The sequence below is a fragment of the Macellibacteroides sp. genome, assembly GCF_050251695.1.
In the GTDB taxonomy this organism is placed as follows: Bacteria; Bacteroidota; Bacteroidia; order Bacteroidales; family Tannerellaceae; genus Macellibacteroides; species Macellibacteroides fermentans.
Window position 1 is genome coordinate 4,909 of the sequence record NZ_JBFWMI010000055.1, and the last position, 19,467, is coordinate 24,375.

The 19,467-nt window shown below is 44.9% G+C and carries 13 protein-coding genes and 1 riboswitch; of the genes, 3 read left to right on the top strand and 10 right to left on the bottom strand.

Features of this window, described 5'->3' with window-relative positions; translation table 11 throughout:
- Positions 1 to 341: 341 nt before the first annotated feature.
- Genes AB7E53_RS09430 through AB7E53_RS09440 form a run of 3 tightly spaced genes read right to left on the bottom strand, consistent with a single transcriptional unit; the run spans position 342 to position 4,626 of the window.
- Positions 342 to 1,466, bottom strand: a complete 1,125-nt coding sequence (locus tag AB7E53_RS09430) for an ABC transporter substrate-binding protein (RefSeq protein ID WP_446775349.1) — start codon at positions 1,464 to 1,466, stop codon at positions 342 to 344.
- Between the two features lie 43 nt (positions 1,467 to 1,509).
- Positions 1,510 to 2,598 (bottom strand): YncE family protein, encoded by a 1,089-nt coding sequence (locus tag AB7E53_RS09435; protein ID WP_446775351.1) that lies wholly within the window; start codon positions 2,596 to 2,598, stop codon positions 1,510 to 1,512.
- Positions 2,599 to 2,619: 21 nt separating this feature from the next.
- Positions 2,620 to 4,626, bottom strand: a complete 2,007-nt coding sequence (locus tag AB7E53_RS09440) for a TonB-dependent receptor plug domain-containing protein (protein ID WP_446775353.1) — start codon at positions 4,624 to 4,626, stop codon at positions 2,620 to 2,622.
- Between the two features lie 34 nt (positions 4,627 to 4,660).
- Positions 4,661 to 4,860: riboswitch (cobalamin riboswitch) on the bottom strand.
- A gap of 203 nt (positions 4,861 to 5,063) precedes the next feature.
- On the opposite strand from AB7E53_RS09440, the gene AB7E53_RS09445 reads away from it, so the two are divergent.
- The 3 genes from AB7E53_RS09445 to tamL are packed head-to-tail and all read left to right on the top strand — an operon-like array spanning position 5,064 to position 12,725.
- Complete coding sequence (locus AB7E53_RS09445) at positions 5,064 to 5,741, top strand: TonB-dependent receptor plug domain-containing protein (protein ID WP_079684196.1); 678 nt, start codon at positions 5,064 to 5,066, stop codon at positions 5,739 to 5,741.
- 59 nt (positions 5,742 to 5,800) lie between these two features.
- Positions 5,801 to 10,417, top strand: coding sequence for a translocation/assembly module TamB domain-containing protein (locus AB7E53_RS09450; RefSeq protein ID WP_446775355.1), 4,617 nt, complete (start codon positions 5,801 to 5,803; stop codon positions 10,415 to 10,417).
- Positions 10,401 to 12,725, top strand: a complete 2,325-nt coding sequence (gene tamL / locus AB7E53_RS09455) for a translocation and assembly module lipoprotein TamL (RefSeq protein ID WP_446775360.1) — start codon at positions 10,401 to 10,403, stop codon at positions 12,723 to 12,725. The genes AB7E53_RS09450 and tamL overlap by 17 nt, the downstream gene beginning before the upstream one ends.
- 47 nt (positions 12,726 to 12,772) lie before the next feature.
- On the opposite strand, the gene rocF is transcribed toward tamL, so the two are convergent.
- From rocF to rpmH, 7 genes are all read right to left on the bottom strand, one after another.
- Positions 12,773 to 13,669 carry an arginase gene (gene rocF, locus AB7E53_RS09460; RefSeq protein ID WP_079684198.1) on the bottom strand — a complete coding sequence of 299 codons (897 nt, stop codon included), beginning with the start codon at positions 13,667 to 13,669 and terminating at the stop codon, positions 12,773 to 12,775.
- Between the two features lie 32 nt (positions 13,670 to 13,701).
- Entirely contained in the window at positions 13,702 to 14,916 is a 1,215-nt protein-coding gene (rocD, locus tag AB7E53_RS09465) for an ornithine--oxo-acid transaminase (RefSeq protein ID WP_179399792.1), read from the bottom strand.
- Between the two features lie 184 nt (positions 14,917 to 15,100).
- The gene (locus AB7E53_RS09470) at positions 15,101 to 16,258 is read right to left on the bottom strand and encodes a 1-acyl-sn-glycerol-3-phosphate acyltransferase (protein ID WP_179399793.1); all 1,158 of its coding nucleotides are present in this window, start codon (positions 16,256 to 16,258) and stop codon (positions 15,101 to 15,103) included.
- Between the two features lie 11 nt (positions 16,259 to 16,269).
- The gene (locus AB7E53_RS09475; RefSeq protein WP_446775357.1) at positions 16,270 to 17,259 is read right to left on the bottom strand and encodes a D-alanine--D-alanine ligase; all 990 of its coding nucleotides are present in this window, start codon (positions 17,257 to 17,259) and stop codon (positions 16,270 to 16,272) included.
- A gap of 3 nt (positions 17,260 to 17,262) precedes the next feature.
- Positions 17,263 to 18,357: an RluA family pseudouridine synthase gene (locus AB7E53_RS09480; protein ID WP_079684202.1), complete on the bottom strand. Its 1,095-nt coding sequence runs from the start codon at positions 18,355 to 18,357 to the stop codon at positions 17,263 to 17,265.
- A 1-nt stretch (position 18,358) separates the two neighbouring features.
- Positions 18,359 to 18,979, bottom strand: a complete 621-nt coding sequence (locus AB7E53_RS09485; protein ID WP_179399795.1) for a PASTA domain-containing protein — start codon at positions 18,977 to 18,979, stop codon at positions 18,359 to 18,361.
- Between the two features lie 188 nt (positions 18,980 to 19,167).
- Positions 19,168 to 19,320, bottom strand: a complete 153-nt coding sequence (gene rpmH / locus AB7E53_RS09490; protein ID WP_005633099.1) for a 50S ribosomal protein L34 — start codon at positions 19,318 to 19,320, stop codon at positions 19,168 to 19,170.
- Positions 19,321 to 19,467: the final 147 nt, after the last annotated feature.

Here is a 19,467-nt window from a genome sequence, read left to right on the forward strand (position 1 = left end):
GCCTTTATAAAAGCATTTACCAGTATGAAGATGGAAGATATCAAGATAAAGAGCTGGCAGGAATATTAATAAGCCGGACTTTCATCCAATTAAAAAGGGAGACAATACCGATACGAACGGTTTGTCTCCCTTATTTTATTGCTTTACTATAGGAACTTAACAAAATTGCCGGTATAGATCTATTCGTTGGACCATGGTTGTTTTTTCGTTGGACCTAGGTCAACATATCGTTGGACCATGGTTGAGATATCGTTCGACCATGGTCCAACGATTAGCTGTTCGTTTAGAAACCGGTTATACTATACGATTGTTCTGCTTAAGCAAAAGGGGAACGGTCTAAATTAATCCATCATCCGGCTGAAATACCTTGGCTTGTACCCTGGCAATAATTCAGGATGAAATATCCAAACCAAATCTTTTAACAGATAATCGGGATGCATCGGCACCTCCTCGTAGTAGGGAACCTTTCCTGTATTGGTGTAATAGATCTTTTTATTCTTGAATGCTTCAAAGGAGGCATACGGTTTGTATTCCGTCTGAAGTGCCTGATAATTCATATCATCGGCCAGATTGAATTTAATCAGCCAGTAATCGGCATGCATTGCCTTATCCAGTACGGTTTCGAACGACAATGGTTTGCTGCCGGAACCGGGCAAATCGGCAAACATATAATCGGCGCCGGCATCGGCATACAAGGTAGCCATATAACTGTCTCCGCAGGGAACAAACCAGGATGCTCCAAATTTCTTTTCAGACAACACGGTAGGTCTTGAAGTCACCCCTGCCGCCAGCTGCTTTATATCCAGATAAGCCTTTTCGGTATCATTGAAGATCCGTTGGGCAGCCTCCTCTTTTTCAAAGAATAAAGCAACGAAACGAATCCATTCCGCCCGGCCCAAAGGGGTGGCCTCCATGTAATCGGCACATTCAATGATTGGGAGTCCCAGCTTCTCGGCCGGACCATACCCTGCGTTTTCAAACGGAGAAACCAGAATCGCCTCTACATTGATGTCGATCATCTTCTCCACATTGGGGGAGGTAGCTTCGCCTAAATCGGCTACCGTTCCTGCCTGAATCCCTTTTTGAATAATCGGACTGTCTATGTAACGAGGCTCGCAGACACCCACCACTTCGTTGGCAACCTGCAGCTGTTCCAGCATAGAGCAATGTACAGAACTGTAAACAGCCAACCGATTCACGGGTACACGAACCACCACTCCCTGCGGAAGATCAGACGGAATATCCTTGGTCCGGTCTACCAGGATATACCGTTGGAGTATCTTGCTTGAATCCCACGGATCGCGCACCTCCACTTCCCGGTAAGACGGATAATGTTTAACCGTAAAACCTTCAGCGTAGCGAATGGTGTCCGAATAGGACGCTGCAACCCCTCCCTTCTTACTTCCCGATGAACAGGAAGTAAAAATGGAAAGGAGCAAAAGGATATAAACTACATGTTGTTTCATATGCATCATACTTGGACGGATCTTTTTCAAGACGCCAATTTACCTATTTATTTGAAATAAAAGCAACAACCCGGGGATCTGATCCTGCTTCAAATTTATTCAGCTGTTTTCCCTCCGGAGAAAAAATATAAATATCCGAATTTGTTTTATAGTCGGTAACTCCGATATAGATATTTCCTGTTACCGGATCTACATCCAGACAAGCCGGACTTGCTTTTTCAGGATAGATAATAGCATCTTTCAGGAAATTTGTTGTTACCACAGACTCATTCTTGCAATCATACATGATATAATCGGTCACAGGTTTTCCCCAAAGAGAATAAATAGCATAAAGCGTATCATTCCTCATTGTCATGGTGGTAGCCTCCATCAAGACTGTAGACTTCTGGGTCTGTTTATCGATACGCTGTAACGTATTATTTACTGTATAGCCATAATCGCCCAATGAAATTACATACACATCTCCCTGACTATCCGATAGAATCTCCGTCGGATTCTTAAGCACGTCGATCTTGGTTACCTCTGCTAATGTTGTGGCGTCAAGTACGGCCACTTTGGTTCCGGTATTGGGGTAATTCATTCCTTCCGATACCGCCACGTAAATCTTATTGTTAGCCAGGGTAAGCTGTTCCGGATTTAAACCCACCGGTGCTATTTTTGTCACCTCCAGGCTCGTGGTATCTACAATCCCCACGTAGCCATCAAAAAAGGTAACATATACTTTTCCATTACCCGAAGCCATGCATCGCGGCTGGTGAAAAGAATTATCTGTATTTTTGGATGTAATCGTCTTCAACGACTTTCCTTTCTTATCCATCACCTCAATCTGATAAGAGCCGTAAACCGTTGCATACATCTTACCTCCGTACACCAGCAATTGCTCGGCCGAATCACCCAGCTTCCGTCCGTTTAGACTCGCAAACACATCCGACACTACGGTTTTACTCTCAGAATCAAAGTAAGTCAAGGCAGAACTATTGCTTCCTTGAGGTCCTCTATTCAGGACAAACACACCCTCTGTCTGTTCGGGAACTTCAACCACAACGGGTTGGTCGTCACTTTCGCAAGAGGTCAGTGTAAAAAGGAAAGCAGCACTAAACAACCATCCTAACAATAAATCAATCTTCTTCATTTCTATACGTTTTTAATACGATTAATAGTTTATTTTAAGTGAAACCCGGAAAGATCGTCCGGGCATGGGATAATATTTAATAACCTCGTAATTGATATCACCCAGGTTAATAATTTCGCCTTGTAAACGCAGGGATGCCTTACCCAGTTTGAAGGTACGGTTGGCAGAAATGCCCTGTTCAATATAGCCGTCGATACGGTTTTCGCGGATATTCTGAGGAAGAGCGTAACGATTTCCCACAGCTGTAAGCATATAGCCTACATTAATCCAGGGAGTTTCGGCAGTAAGAGAGGCTGTACCCGAATGTTCCGGAGTGTAAGGAATCTGATGTTTATAATTCTTCTTGGCCGGATCAGTTATATCAACCGCCTTCTGCCAGGTATAGGTTCCGGCAAGCTGGAAAGAAAGTTTATTGGAAACCGGCATGCCTGCCTCCATATTCAAATCCAACCCTTTAATGGATACCTCCCCGAAATTCATCATTCTGGCAAAAGACAAAGAAGGTATCACCACAATTTTATCACTAACCCGGTTATAATACCCATCGGCCGAAAACCGGAGGTAATCCAGGGCGCTGAAAGGCTTTCCACTCCAGGTAAGACCCACATTGTACTGCGTAGCACGTTCCGGTCTTAATCCGGTATTCCCTACACGCAGGTAGTAAAGATCATTAAAGGTAGGTACCCTGAAAATATCTTTAAAGGAGGCTCGCACACGGACATTCTTCTCTTCCCATATCCGCCACGATCCACTTAGCGCCGGAGAGATCCGTTTACGGTCTGCCGGTCGGTCGCCGGTCTTCACCCTCTCCGTAATATAGGTTCCCAGCAAACTTCCGGTAAGCGTAATACGTGCATTCTGGTATTGGGCTGCCAGCACCGAAAGGGATGTATACCGTGTTGGGTAGGGACTTTCGGGAATGGTTGCATCCAGGGTATTAACAAAGAAGTCGGAGGCAAAAGAAAAGCTGAGAACATCTGCAGGCACATATTTCAATGCTCCTGATGCATAATATTCTTTCTGCGTATAGCGGTCGTCTTGTCTCCCTCCGGCATATTTATTGTTTATGTCGAGGTACCGGTTGTATGCATGATTGAACTTCAACAACCCTTTAACCGACACATACGCTCCTATTTTATTCTCGTACCTTGTCTGCGTAAAGAAGTTCCGGTCCCATAAACGTTCGCGTGCCTGGGGATTATACAGGCTGACCGATCCCGGAAGACCTCGTTCCGAATCAAAGTAGTAAGCCTTCACCTGTAACCGGCCTGCATGCTGCAGATCTGCATATATGTTGGCCTCTCCTCTCCATGAATTGATGTCGCTGTTCAGTCTCTTTTGCTCTTCCCGCAGGGTCCCGTTAACCAATGTAAAGGGATAGTCGCCATCGGCCGTAAGCCAATCGCCATGCATGGTAACAGCAACTTTGGATCCCACCTTTTGTCCGTATCTGAATGAGGGATTGAAATATCCGAAAGAGCCCGCTTTAAGCTGTCCTTCAATCGTATACTTCTTATCGTCAAACAGAGGGTGCGATGTTTCAATCTGCAAAGCTCCTGCTGAAGCATATATCCGGGCCGTTTGGAAGATATCGTCTGCCTGTCCGATTGAAAGCAGAACCTGCTCTACGTTATCCAACGAAAAGCGGCTGATATCCACCTGTCCGCTTTGTGCGTCACTAATGGTAATACCGTCGTAGCTTATCGCGGTATGCTGGGCACCCAGACTACGAACGGAAACGGTCTTCAACCCTCCAACACCTCCATAGTCTTTGATCGTTACTCCCGAAAAACGTTTTACAGCTTCCGATAATTCCTGCACTCCCAGACGAAGCATGTCGCTTTTATTCAGCATCTGCACCGGCGTGCCTTCCCGCGTTACGGCGGGACGCACCTTCTCTACCACCTCAACCTCGTTCAGATTACGGTGGCGTAGTACCAGGGAGTCTTGCTGGGCAATCAATCCGTTGTTGGACACAAGACAAAACAGTCCCGCCCAAAAAGATACTTTCACTTGTTTATTCAGCATAAAAATTTCGTTTACGACACCTTCACCCGAAGCATCGGTATTAAGAATTGCGGCAGGTTTTCTGGCTTGCTCCCTTAGTTCGGTAGCCTTCCCGTCCGCAGGCGGACAGTGGCAATGGTAGACCGAGGTTTTCTTGAGCTTACAGCTGCGGGTACAGCTCCGGTATTGCACCGGATTCCCTTTTACTAACGAAACATGAACATGCTTCGTTACACCATCATTCGACTGCAAAGATAGAGAAAAAGAGAGATACACAAACTTTTTTATAAAATTATCTTATAAACCTTACGCATTAATCAATAATTATATATATTTGTAAGACAACTGTTTAAATACTATAACAACATGAAACAAACCTATTTGCAACGATCTGCGCCATTGGCGAACCATTAAACATGCTATATTTTCTGCCCTATCCATTTTAAAATCTTATTCATATGAAAACAACCTTATTAATCTCAATCTTTTCAATTCTTTCCTCTCATTTTCTGATTGCCCAGAGTGATACGCTTACCGGGGTATTAAGAGATTCCAAAGAAAAAGCCATCAAACGCTACGAAGTACGTTTAGGAAGTTCTCCCGGCACGACTGTGAAGACTGATAAAAACGGGGTATTTGTATTTGCCGATGCCAATCTGCAGGATACCTTATACGTGGAGATGAACAAGACCGGCAAAACGGTGAAAGTTCCGGTATCGGGTTATACTTTTCTTACCATCCAGCTTAAGGAGGGATCTTTCGAAGTTGACCATCGCTATGAACCGGACGAGAATTTAAAAAAAGTATTGGAGCGGGAAAGTAAGAAGATGATCAGTTCTTCCACATTAAACAAGGAAGAGATACTTAAAACCCGTTGTCAGGATATCTACTGTCTGCTCAGAAGATTATCCGGTGTAATGGTTCAGAATAGCGGAGCGGTTCGCATACGCGGTGGTGCTTCTTTTAACAGCTCGTCCAATGCACTGATTGTGGTAAACGGTATCCCGATGCAAGATTCCGGAATTATGCGTACCATTCCGATTCAGGATATTGAAGAGATTACCGTATTGAAAGACGCCACGCAATATGGAGCGATGGGTGCCAACGGAGCCATTGTTATTAAAACCGGGAAATAAGGGTATGATATTTCCTATTTTTTAATAACTTTGTTTCTGATCAATAGGAGTACCAGCGTATGAAGAGATGGATGAAATGGATAGGTATTGCTTTCTTGGTGCCACTGGCACTCATCCTGTTATTGTCTGTACTCTTGTACTTCCCTCCCGTTCAGGACTTTGCCCGGAATAAGATTGTAGCCTATGCTTCAACCTCGACGGGTATTGATATCCGGATTGCGAAGGTACGCCTGTCGTTTCCCCTCAACCTTACCATTCAGGATGTTTTGGCCTTGCGCACTCCGGCAGACACCCTGCTTAAACTACAGTCCCTCGAGGTCCGGGTTAAATTGCTCCCTTTGCTGAAAAGCAAGGTTGTAGTGGATGCTGTTGATTTGAAAGGAGGTCAGATTCACTCGGGCGACTTTATCGAAGGGTTGCAGATTGACGGACAATTAGGCCGTTTCCATGCCAAGGCAGATCATATCGATCTGACTAAGGAGATGGCAACCCTCAACTCGATGGAATTATCAGATACGCAGCTTTCTATCCGGATGGATTCAGTTGCGGAAGAGAAGGATTCCACCTCTGCTCCGCTTAACTGGAAAATTGCGCTTGACGAGGTTGTGCTGAATAAAGTAAACCTGGATATTCGACTTCCGGGTGATACCGTCCGTATGCGCGGAGGAATGAACCATGCGTTGCTTTCAAAAGGATGGATCGATCTGGGACGATCAGGTTATTCGGCCCGCAAGATTCAACTTACGGAGGGGACTTTCTCGTTGGACAATGATACGTTAGGAAGAAAACCGGGACTGGATCCCAACCATATCGCAATTGACAGCCTGGAGTTTGAAGCAGATTCTCTTTCTTTTGAAGACAAGGTATTCGGCATCAATATCCGCCGGTTTTCATTTTCCGAACAATCCGGGTTGAAGCTCTCCTCCCTGGAAGCAAGTATTCTGAGCGACGGGAAGCAACTGGAAATACCGAATCTTCAACTTAAGACTCCCTACTCTGAAATGCAGCTTCTGGTAAGTGCACCCTGGAGTTCGCTGGATGAAAAGGCCGAAGGGTCCATCCGAAGTCTGCTGATTGCATCCATCGGCAAAGGAGATCTGATGCTCGCAGCCGGCGACCTGCCCAAAGATTTCAAGACCTATTACCCGAACCGTCCGGTTTCGGTAACAGCCGGTATCGAAGGGAATTTAGATAAGTTGGAGTTGCGTGGTTTTAAAGCCGAGCTTGCGGGTGCTTTTAAAATGGATGCAACCGGAACGCTGATTCAGATTGCCGACAGTCTGCAGCGGCAAGGCAGCTTCCGCATCGATGCCCGGTCCTACAACCTGGAGTTTATACTCGGCATGTTGGATAAAAAACAACGAGACATGCTGGAGCTTCCGTATGGGATGGAACTCAAAGGCGAAGTATCTTTCAAAAAGGATGCTTATAAAACGAATCTTACCTTTAAGGAGGATAAAGCCCTTGTTAAACTGGATGGATCCTATCAGAGCCAGTCGGAAGACTACCAGATATCCGTCTCAATCGATAGTCTGCAACCCAACCATTTCATGCCTAAAGATTCCCTTTACTGGCTTACAGCTTCGGCCGCAATAAAAGGGAAAGGTTTTGATTTATATTCTGCCCGCACCAGCTCTCTTCTGCAGGCAACCATTTCAGATATTAAATATGGGAGAAACTCTGTTTCGGAAATTCAGTTAAATGGACGTTTAAAGAACCATGCCTATGAATTGCAGCTGGAAAGCGGCTATCCTTTAGCGTTATTAAAGGCATCTGTCTCCGGGATTCTACAAAGAAAGAAAGCAGAAATGAATCTGGATGCACAAGTAGAGCATCTAAACCTGTACCGCCTGCATCTGGTAGACGTTCCGTTAAGCACCGCTTTTCGCTTCGAAGCAAATGCAAGCAGTAACCTTAATGAGATTCTCCATCTGACAGGCAGGCTCACTCAATGGGAGCTATCGGGCGAAGAAAAAACTTACTACCCCCAGGATACCCGGTTCGAGGCAGGAACCACCCGCGACAGCACCTATTTTGAGATAACTGCCGGAGATGCGTTCATGAAGTTAAACAGCGATCAGGGTGCCACAAAGCTGTCGGCTTCCCTTTCTCTGATTACAGACAGACTTATGAATCAATACGAACAGCAAGAGCTCGATCTTACTGTTTTACGTCCGCTGTTACCCAATGTAAACATACAGGGATTCATTGGCAAACAGAATCCAATTCAGGATCTGCTTGCCTTGCAGAAAATAAAATTCAACGAGGCTTCATTTTCTGCAGCAACATCTCCCGCTCAGGGCTTGTCGGTCAACATGGCCATGCATAAATTCCAACAAGACACATTAATGGTGGATACCCTCCGGATCGAGTCGTTTGAAGATACATCCGGATTAAAGTTGAAAGGGGAGGTAAAACTGAACCGGACCCGTTGGAGAAAGGCTTATAACGGCATTCTGGATGGCCATATCCGGAAAAATGAGGTAAACGCTTTGGTTCATGTAACCGATGGCGACGGCAAGGTAGGCCTTCACCTGGGCACTGAAGCCCGACTGGAAAAAGAAGGATTTATTTCTGCCAGGCTTTATCCGGACAACCCTATTATAGCCTTTCGCAGATTCACCCTGAATGAGGATAATTACCTCCGTTATAAGGATCTTAAGAACATGTCGGCCAATCTGCGGCTGACCGGCGAACAGAATGCATCCATATGGTTGCACTCGGTGCCTGATAGCGGAGCTCTGCAAGAAATGCACGCAGAAATAAGTCAGCTTGACCTGAGTCTGCTTTCGGCTAATATACCAAACGCCCCTTCAATGGGAGGAATCGTTAGTGCAGATATCCAATATGCTCCATCGGATAATACCTTTATGCTGATTGCCGATGCCGGGATAGACGAGCTGTTTTATGAAAATAAACGGGTAGGCGAAATGCAGTTATCAGCTGTGTACCTTCCTATGTCAGAAAACAGCCATCAGGTGGATATCCACTTCCTGCGAGACCGGAAAGAGATCTCCTCCGCCACCGCATTTTATCAGGCGGGGGTCCGCGACAGCGTTTCGGGGGCCATCAATATAACGGACTTCCCCCTTGAAATGGCCAATCCGTTTATTCCCGACGGAATGGCCCGCATGCAGGGTTTTCTGCAGGGAAACCTGGACATTAAAGGACGTGCCTCCGATCCCAAAGCGGCCGGATTCCTGCAGATGGATTCAGCTTCTGTATTCGTAGTAGCAGCAGGATCGACTTACCGTTTCGACAATAAGAAACTGGAAATTGGGAACAACAAGCTTCTGTTCAACAATTACAACCTGTACGCATACGGAAAAAATCCATTTGTTATTAACGGGGATATCAACTTCTCCGACCCGGCCCGGGTACTGGCTAACCTGAAATTAAATGCAGATAACCTGCAATTGGTAGATGTTAAACGGAACAAGGAGAGCCTGGTCTATGGCAAATTGTTTGTAAACCTCAACTCTACTTTACGGGGACCATTGGATGCAATTACCATGCGCGGGAATCTTCAGCTATTGGGTAATACGGACCTTACTTACGTGCTTATGGATTCACCCCTCACGGTTCAGGACCGCCTGTCGGATCTGGTTACATTCACCTCCTTCACCGATACTTTGTATACGGATCGCATGGAGGAGATTCCTCCGTTACAACTGGGAGGAATGGATATGCTCCTTACCATACATATTGATCCGGCCGTACGGTTGCAGGCCGACCTGAGTGCGGATCAGGAAAGCAGGATTGAGCTGGAAGGAGGTGGTGATCTTTATTTTCAATATACGCCTCAGGGGGATATGTTTTTAAATGGGAGATATACCCTGTCCGGAGGAAGTATCCTCTATACGTTGCCGGTAATTCCCAAAAAGAAGTTTACCATCAAGGAGGACAGTTATGTGGAATGGAATGGCGATCCGATGAATCCGGTTCTTAACTTACAAGCTACCGAAAGGGTGCGTACGGCAGTAACACTGAATGAACAGACTCCCCGACAGGTAAATTTCGATGTGGGAATCTCGCTGAAACAACGTATGAGCGACATGCAACTCGAATTTACGTTGAATGCTCCGGAAGATCTGACCATTCAGAATCAGCTGAGTGCAATGGGTGAAGAGGAACGCAGCAAGCAGGCGGTAAGCATGCTTGTTACAGGGATGTACCTGGGGAGCGGCAGCGGGACCGGAAAAGTAAACATGAATATGGGGGCTGCCTTAAACAGTTTCCTGCAAAAGGAAATTACAAACCTGGCTGGTTCGGCACTTAAAACGGTAGATATATCTCTGGGAGTTGAAAGCAGTGAGGAAGAAACCGGCGAAAAGCGGACCGATTATTCTTTCCGCTTTGCCAAACGATTCTATAACGACCGTATCCGGGTGGTGCTGGGGGGACGAATTTCAACCGGAAATGTACCGGAACAGAATCAGACTTTTATCGACAATATCTCATTTGAATATCGTTTGGATAATAGCGGAACCCGGTATGTGAAATTGTTCCACAACAAGAACTACGAAAGTATTCTGGAAGGAGAGATTACCGAAACCGGAGCCGGTATTGTGTTGAGAAGAAAAATGAAACATATAGGTGAGTTCTTTATTTTTAGGAAACCCAAAAAGATAACCCCTGTAAATGAAAACAATGCGAATGATGAATCAAATCAATAATACATCTCTGTTTCGTTGGGCAAGCCTGCTTATGGTTGTAATTCTGTTATCCGCTTGCTCCACCACCCGGAATCTTCCGGATGGTGAAGTTCTGTACACCGGAATCCGAAAGATAGCTATTCAGAACGAAGACTCCACCAAGGCCGGACAGGCTGCGCTCGAAGAGATTGAAGCCGCATTGGCTTATCCTCCCAACAATGCCATCTTTGGAAGCTCGTCTATACGTACTCCGTTTCCCTTTGGATTGTGGATTTACAACGGATTTGTAAATAAGAAAAGCAAATTCAGCAAATGGATATTTAATAAACTGGCCGCAAAACCGGTTCTTATCTCTACTGTAAGTCCGGATGTACGCACCAAGGTAGTGCAAAACTTGTTGCGTGAATACGGGTATTTCAACGGCACCGCCTCCTATTCTGTTTTGCCCGACAAAAAAGACTCCCTGAAAGCTAAAGTGAGTTATCAGATAGACATGCGGCAGCCCTATAAGATAGATACCGTAATCTATACCTCTATCTCACCCAAAGCCGATTCGATCGTCCGGCAGACTTTAGCAGAAAGGGCTATCCGTCCTAACGACAATTTCAGTGTGATCAAGCTGGAAGAAGAGAGACAGCGGCTGGCATCGATCATGAGAAACAAGGGGTACTACTATTTCCGTCCCGATTTTATAGCCTATCAGGCAGACACCTTAAATTATCCGGGCAGGGTAGGATTAAAGGTTATCAGTAAGCCGGGTCTGCCTGCCACCGCTGTACGCCCCTGGCATGTGGGCAATATTTCCTACAGTTTGAACGGATACGATGGGGAGACTCCCACCGATTCCATCCTGTACAAAGATCTGATGATCTATTACGAAGGCAAACTGCGGGTTCGTCCGCGTATACTTTACAACCGGCTCTTCTTTAGAAAAGGAGATCTTTATAAACAGTCCGTACAGGAGAAAACTCAGTCGGCTTTAAACAGACTATCCATTTTCCGATATACCGATATGCAATATACGCCCAAGGATACTTCATTAGCCTGCGATACGCTGAACCTGCGTATAAATGCCATGTATGAACTTCCGCTGGACGGAGAACTTGAACTGAATGTTACCTCTAAAAGTAATAATCAGGCAGGTCCGGGTGCCGTAGTCAGCCTTACCCGCCGGAATCTTTTCAAAGGAGGCGAAGTGCTGGGCATAACGCTTCGCGGGTCTTACGAATGGCAGACCGGCAACCGGGTAAACGGAGCCAGCAACTCCATCAACAGCTATGAACTGGGACTCTCGGGTACTCTTACCTTTCCCCGGATCATTTTCCCCGGCTTCCAACATAAGATATACGACTATCCGGCCAATACTACGTTCAAATTGTATGCCGACCAGCTCAACCGGTCGCGCTTCTTTAAATTACTGGCCTTTGGAGGAAGTGCGTCCTATAGTTTTCAGCCAACGGCATCCAGCAAACATACGTTGGTTCCCTTCAGACTAACCTATAATCTGTTGCAGAGCACCACGCATGAGTTCGATTCCATCACCGCTGCCAATCCGGCCTTATACCTTAGTTTGAAGAATCAATTCATTCCGGCTATGAGCTATACCTACACCTACGACAATGCAATGATTAAAGAGGGGAAAAACCAATTGTGGTGGGAAAGCAGTATCACCTCCGCAGGGAATATCCTTTCGGGAATAAACGCCCTGGCGGGGAAGAGCTTTACGAAAGGGAAAACGATCCTGGGTAATCCGTATGCCCAGTTTATCAAACTTACCAGCGAAATAAGAGTGACTCATGAAATAGACCGGAATCAGCGGCTTGCCATGCGGTTGATGGGCGGTTTCATCTACAGCTACGGCAATGCCACAATCGCCCCCTACAGCGAACAATTCTACATCGGTGGGGCAAACAGCATCAGAGCATTTACGGTTAGGAGTATCGGTCCCGGACGTTTCCGTCCCAATATAGACAATCCCTATTCCTACATCGATCAGACGGGCGATGTTAAACTGGAAGCAAACATCGAATACCGTTTCCGCATGATCGAAAACCTGCATGGTGCTGTTTTTCTGGATGCAGGGAATATCTGGCTGCTTCGGAGCGACGAAGCACGCCCCGGGGGATTAATAAACTCGGCAAACTTTTTAAACGACATTGCATTGGGAACCGGTGCAGGTATCCGGTACGACCTGGAATTCCTTGTGCTGCGACTCGACCTGGGTATCGCCTTACATACTCCTTACGAGACTGGAAAGAAAGGATATTATAATATTCCCAGATTTAAAGATGGGCTGGGACTGCATCTGGCCATCGGCTATCCATTCTAACAACAGACAGCCGATATAGCCGGATTTCAGATTTATTTAACAGGGTTCTATAAGCGGGAGGTAATGTAATCGATTACAGACAAGCAAAGATTGGTTGTCTTATCATCGCTATCCAATTCGGGATTAAGTTCTACCAGATCCAGCGACTTGATAAGGTTTGTCGACAATATGTGACTTACAAACTCTTCAAATTCGGAAGGGATCAATCCTTCCGGCACCCGAGTCCCTGTTCCGGGAGCATACGATGGATCAATGCTGTCCACATCAATGCTGAAATGGACATTCCTTATTTTCCGTTCGCGTAACTTATTCTTGATGTCTTCGGCAACAAAGGCGATTCCTTTATCACGGATGGTATCCATGGTATATACGCTGAGGTGCTGCTCTTCGATCAGTGCGCATTCTCCCTCATCCAGACTGCGTGTTCCAACCAAAAATACATTCTGGGGAAGCACTTTATTGCCGGGCGAATAGACATTCACCAACTCTTCGCTTCCCAATCCCATCAGTGCACTTAGAGGCATGCCATGAATATTTCCGCTGGGAGAAGTCTCTCCCGTATTGATATCTCCATGGGCATCCAGCCAGATGATACCAAAATCATCGTAGCACTTACCAACTCCCGATGCACTACCCAGTCCCAGAGAATGGTCACCGCCTATTACAAGGGGAAAAGCTCCGCCGCGCAATGTATCATATACAAGTTCAGCCAGGTTGTTATTAACTTCTACAATCACATCCAGGTACTTCAACCGCGAACCCTTCAGGTATTTTTCCTCTTCCGTAACAGGAGGAACATATAAATTTCCCAGGTCGAAGGCTTTGTGTCCGTGACTTCGGATCAGGCTCATCAGTCCCCTTTCCCTTAAATAATTAGGAGCCTTTTCCACTCCCTTCCGATCGCAGCCCAGATTCAGGGGTACACCGATAACATTTATTTTCATGTGGTTTTGTTTTTAATTTATTCAATCAGCCATTATTTTCCAAAAGCATCCAGCGTTTTCCGGATAATGGCAATGGAGTCCATCATTTGTTCCTTCGTTATAATCAACGGAGGGGTAAAACGAATGATATCTCCGTGAGTTGGCTTGGCCAACAGACCGTTCTCTTTCAATGCGAGGCAAATATCCCATGCCGTTTTATGCTCCATCGGTCTTGTCACCACAGCATTGAGCAGCCCTTTACCGCGGACTTTAAGCAACATGGGATTATTAATTTTTGCAATCTCGTTCCGAAATAATTCACCCATCTCAAAAGCGTTTCGTGTTAACTGTTCGTCGCGTACAACCGATAAGGATGCGATAGCCACACTTGCAGCCATGGGACTCCCTCCATAAGTAGAGCCATGTTCTCCCGGAGCTATGGTAAGCATAATATCATCATTGGCCAATACTGCGGAAACCGGATACATCCCTCCCGAAAGGGCTTTACCCAAAATAAGGATATCCGGATGTACATCCTCGTAATCACAAGCAAGCAATCGTCCGGTCCGCCCGATACCGGTCTGAATCTCATCGGCCATGAATAACACCTGATGAGCCTTGCATAGATCGTAACAGCTTTTCAGATAGCCGTCGTCCGGCACTACTACACCGGCTTCACCCTGAATAGGCTCCACTAAAAAACCGGTGACATCCGGATCCTGTAAAGCAACACGCAAAGCCTCGGTGTCATTATACGGAACTTTGATGAATCCCGGAGTATAAGGCCCGAATCCGGCATAGGAACTTGGATCGGTCGACATCGATATCACGGTAATGGTACGTCCATGAAAATTATCACCACAAACAATGATCTTGGCACAGTCGGGAGCCACGCCTTTCCGCCGGTATCCCCAACGCCGGCAAAGCTTCAAAGCCGTTTCAACAGCTTCAGCTCCGGTATTCATAGGTAATAATTTATCGTATCCGAAAAAATGACAGGCATATTCCATATATTCGCCCAATACATCCGAATGGAAAGCTCTGGATACAAGGGCCAGCTTCTGAGCCTGGCCGACTAACGCATCAACAATTCGGGGGTGACAGTGACCCTGACTGAGCGCCGAGTATCCTGCAAGGAAATCAATGTATCTGTTTCCATCCACATCCCATACATAAACGCCTTCTCCCCGCTCCAACACCACCGGAAGCGGATGGTAGTTGTGAGCTCCATAATTCTCCTCCCGAAGAATGTAAGCATCTGTTTTCATAACGATATCCTGTTAAATATTACACATACTGTTAGTAGTAAAAAGGTTACAATACTCAAAGATAGTATGATAAGTAACAAAATGATAATCTACAGTCTATGTTAAGAAACACATATTAAATAAAAAAACCTCCTTGTTCCATAGAAAGGAACAGAGGAGGCTCTATATATCATAGTACGATTACTTAGGGTTGAACCGTAAGGTGATTCTTTAGCGGATTCGAATACATCTGCAATATTTTGGTGCGCAGGAAGTCTTCGTCCTTGTTTGGTATTACAATCTTGTCAAGCTGTCCCTGAAGGTATTCTTCAAAGGCTTTCTTATCCTTCTGTCCGTAATTAGCACTGAATCGTGTGCCTCCGTACAACATATCGTAAGCAAGGTAGTTACACGGATAGAAACGGTAATGTCTGTAAATCTCCTGATCAATGGCCGAAGCCACAGCTGTAATCAGTTCGCTTTTCTCCATTCCCCGATCCAACTTGGCCAGTTCCTTGTTTATGGGTGAGCCCAGTGTAAAATGCACACGCCCTTTATTGTAAAGAAGACCTGTTTCCATGGCCAGTAAATCGTCACGCTGACTCTTAACAAAATCAGGATTGTCGCGTTTTTGCTGGAACTCCTGCGCTTTCAGAAAATCGCACGGGTCATATTCGTAAGAAATAGCTACCGGAACAATATTAAGTTCCATCATATTGGTAAGGAAATCTTTTGTTCCCCCCATATTCAACATCTTCAGAACGCTTCCCTGGGTACGATCGTCCGAATCTTTTGATCTGCCTTCACGTTGTGCAATCCAGACAGATTCTTTAGTCTCCTTGATTGTGTGATGCATGTAGGCAGATAAAGTCTGACTAACCTCCAGCATCTGGCGTACAGACACTCCTCTTTTAACTATAAAGCTGTTGTTAAGCCTAACCAGCGTTTCAATCCAGGGACGGATCATCAGGTTATCGCCGATGGCCACTTGAGTCATACCGTGCCCCACATCGTAAAGCATCACATTCAGAAAAGCTGCATCCAGAACAATATCCCTGTGATTTGATATAAAAGTACAAGGTTCTTTCGGCAAACGACTCTTACCAGAAATCGTTAGCGAAAAAGTTGTTTTTTTTGCAACTGTCATCACCGCATTATAAGCCATAACCGACTTAAAATCTTCTTTCGTTTTAAAAGATCGCATCAATGCAGAAAACTCTGTCCAATTCAAATCGGGCATTATGTAACGCAAAGCACGTTCAAAATCGTCGGAAGCAAGCAACTTTTCAATTGCATCTTTCACCTCATTGTTGTTGAGAGGTCTAATCTCATCAAAATTGGGAGAAACTGTTTCTTTATCCATATTTTTTTAAATTATTGGCAAATCTTATTTAGTTCATTTCCGATAATATCAGACATCACATCTTTGATGTCTAATCCGGCAGAACGAACCTGCTGAGGAATAAAACTGGTGGCCGTCATACCCGGCGTTGTATTGATATCAAGTAATTTGGCTTCACCGTTTGCCTCAATGATGTAATCCACACGAATGATTCCTTTAGCACCCAGAATATCGTATATACGTAAAGTTTCACGTTGAATCCGTTCTGCCAGTTCTGCCGGAATACGGGCTGGGGTAATCTCCTCGACCTGTCCGTTATATTTTGCATCAAAGTCAAAAAACTCATTGGATGTAACTACCTCCGTAAGCGGAAAAACAACTTCTTTCCCCTTTACTTTATAACAACCACAAGTTACTTCTGTTCCGGAAATATAGCTCTCAATTAATACTTCCTCTCCTTCTTCGAACGCTTTGGCGATCGCCCCGTTCAGTTCGGCAATCTCTTTCACTTTGGTAACCCCAAAGCTGGAACCTCCGTCGTTAGGTTTTACAAACACAGGTAAGCCCAGATATTCTACAATAGCCTGATCAGACCATGCTTCTCCTTTAAACAACCGAACTGAGTCAGCAACATTTACACCAAAACTCTTCAAATAATTGTTACATACAAATTTGTTGAAGGTTATGGAGGCAGCCAACACACCACAGCAGGAATAAGGCATTCCTATCAAGTCGAAATAGCCCTGCAACAAGCCATTTTCTCCCGGAGTACCATGTATGGTGATATATGCAAAGTCGAAACGCACCACTTGTCCGTTTTCGACAAAACTAAAATCATTCTTATTGATCGGAGCCGATCCACCATCGGTCAGCCTTACAGACCAATCTCCTTTTTTAAGGATAACCACATACAGGTTAAATTTTTCCTTGTCAATAAACGAGTAAATACCTTCTGCACTCTTTAATGAAACAACCACTTCGGAGGAATCTCCCCCTGCAACTATTGCAATGTTCTTTTTCATTTTTTACAACTCTTTGTTATTTACATATGTTCGCCATTTATTGATCAATTGCGTCATATCGTCGGGCATATCTGTATCAAAAAACATTTCCTGACCGGTAGATGGATGAACAAAACCCAATGTTTTGGCATGTAAAGCCTGTCTTGGGCAAATTGCGAAACAATTTTGCACAAACTGTTTATATTTTGAAAATGTAGTACCTTTTAGAATATCGTTACCGCCGTACCGCGCATCATTAAAGAGAATATGTCCGATATACTTCATATGCGCCCTTATCTGATGTGTACGTCCGGTTTCCAGCCGGCATTCCACCAAAGTAACATATCCCAACCTTTCCAACACGGTATAATGAGTAACCGCTGTCTTACCCTGATCTCCATCAGGAAAGACGGTCATCTGCATCCTGTCTTTCGGATCTCTGCCTATATTTCCTTCTATCCGGCCTTCGTTTTCCTGCACTATCCCCCAAACCAACGCTCTGTAATTCCGTTTGGTTGTTTTGTGGAAAAACTGCATACTCAGATTAGCCTTTGTTTCGGGCTTCTTTGCTACTACAAGCAATCCGGATGTATCTTTATCAATCCGATGTACCAAACCCAAACGAGGATCGGAAGGATCGTACGAAGGATCGTCTTTGAGATAATATGCCAATGCATTCACCAATGTTCCGGTATAATTTCCATGACCCGGATGCACAACAAGGCCCGCAGGCTTGTTCACCACCAACAGATCATCATCTTCATATACAATGTTAAGGGGAATGTTTTCCGGAATGATTTCGAGCTCCCTCCGGGGGCGTGTCATCACGAGTGTAACCACATCCATGGGTTTTACCCTGTAATTGCTCTTTACCGGAGTGCCGTTTACCAGAATAGCTCCGGCTTCTGCTGCAAGCTGAATACGGTTACGTGTCGCATTCATCATGCGGTCCACCAAAAACTTATCAACTCTAAGCAGTGACTGACCTTTATCTGCAACAAAACGGAAGTGCTCGTAAAGCGTTGGAGACTCCTCCAGTTCATCATCTTCAGAAATATCGTCGTCGGCCAAAAGATCCTTTAAAGGATCCTCTTCTATCTCTTCCCAAGAGTTATTCATATCAGAACCAATTTTCTTCTTCGCTGTCCAATTCCTGTACCTCTGTCGAATCTGAAAGAGAATCCAATGGATTCGCCTCGCCGCTGCTAACCTTTAAAACAAGAGCTGCCTTCAACGAAACTTTTTCTCCGCTGTTCAACATACGGCCCCGGTGCTCTACACCGATAACCAGGTCTTTATAATCTCCCGGAACATATTCTATCTCTACAGATGTAAAACCGGTTGCTTGCAACAATGCCTGTGCCTGACGGAAAGAGAGATCCTTCACATTAGGGATGGGAGCCGTTTGAGTGCTGGAAGCATTGATGGTAAGAAACACGATACGGCCATCCTTAACCTTCGAACCGGCTTCGGGAACCATCTCTACGATTGCCCCGGAAGGGACTTCACTGGAGAATACAGAATCAATCACATTGTAACGCAGGTTGCTTCTTTCAAAGAAAGCTGCAGCCTCTTCAATTTTGAGCCCCTTTACATCAGGAACGACAACCGCCTCGTTGTGTCTGGTATAACTGCTTAACCAGGCCATTACAACTCCTAAAAGAACCAGTGTAATCAAACCGGCCAACAGCAGGTTTGCTACGAACGGATTCTTCAAAATTTTAATAATATTCTGTTTCATTTTTTATCTTGCTTAGATACCGCTGAGTGCTATTAAAAGCATCAAGGAATAGCCGTGGCAAATGTATATAAAAAACACGATATAGCCATAACATTATGATAGCTATGGTATAAAAACAAAGAAAGTAAAGGCTTTTTATAAAAACCTTTACTTTCTTTAATAGGAATAAACGTATATACCTATATAAATTATCCGTTGTATTCGTCAGATACAGTTAATTTAGCTCTTCCTTTAGCACGGCGAGAAGCTAAAACTCTGCGACCATTAGCAGTAGCCATTCTTGAACGGAAGCCATGCTTGTTCTTTCTTTTTCTGTTGGACGGTTGAAATGTTCTTTTCATTTTCTATATTGTTTTATTGTTATTTCTACATACCAATTCGGGTTGCAAAGATAAGGAGTTTTTTCTAAAAAACAAATAGTTCTAACTTTTAAAGACTCAATCTGTTCATTTTTAGCTAAAAAAGTGTGTCTACGGTTTCGTATAAAC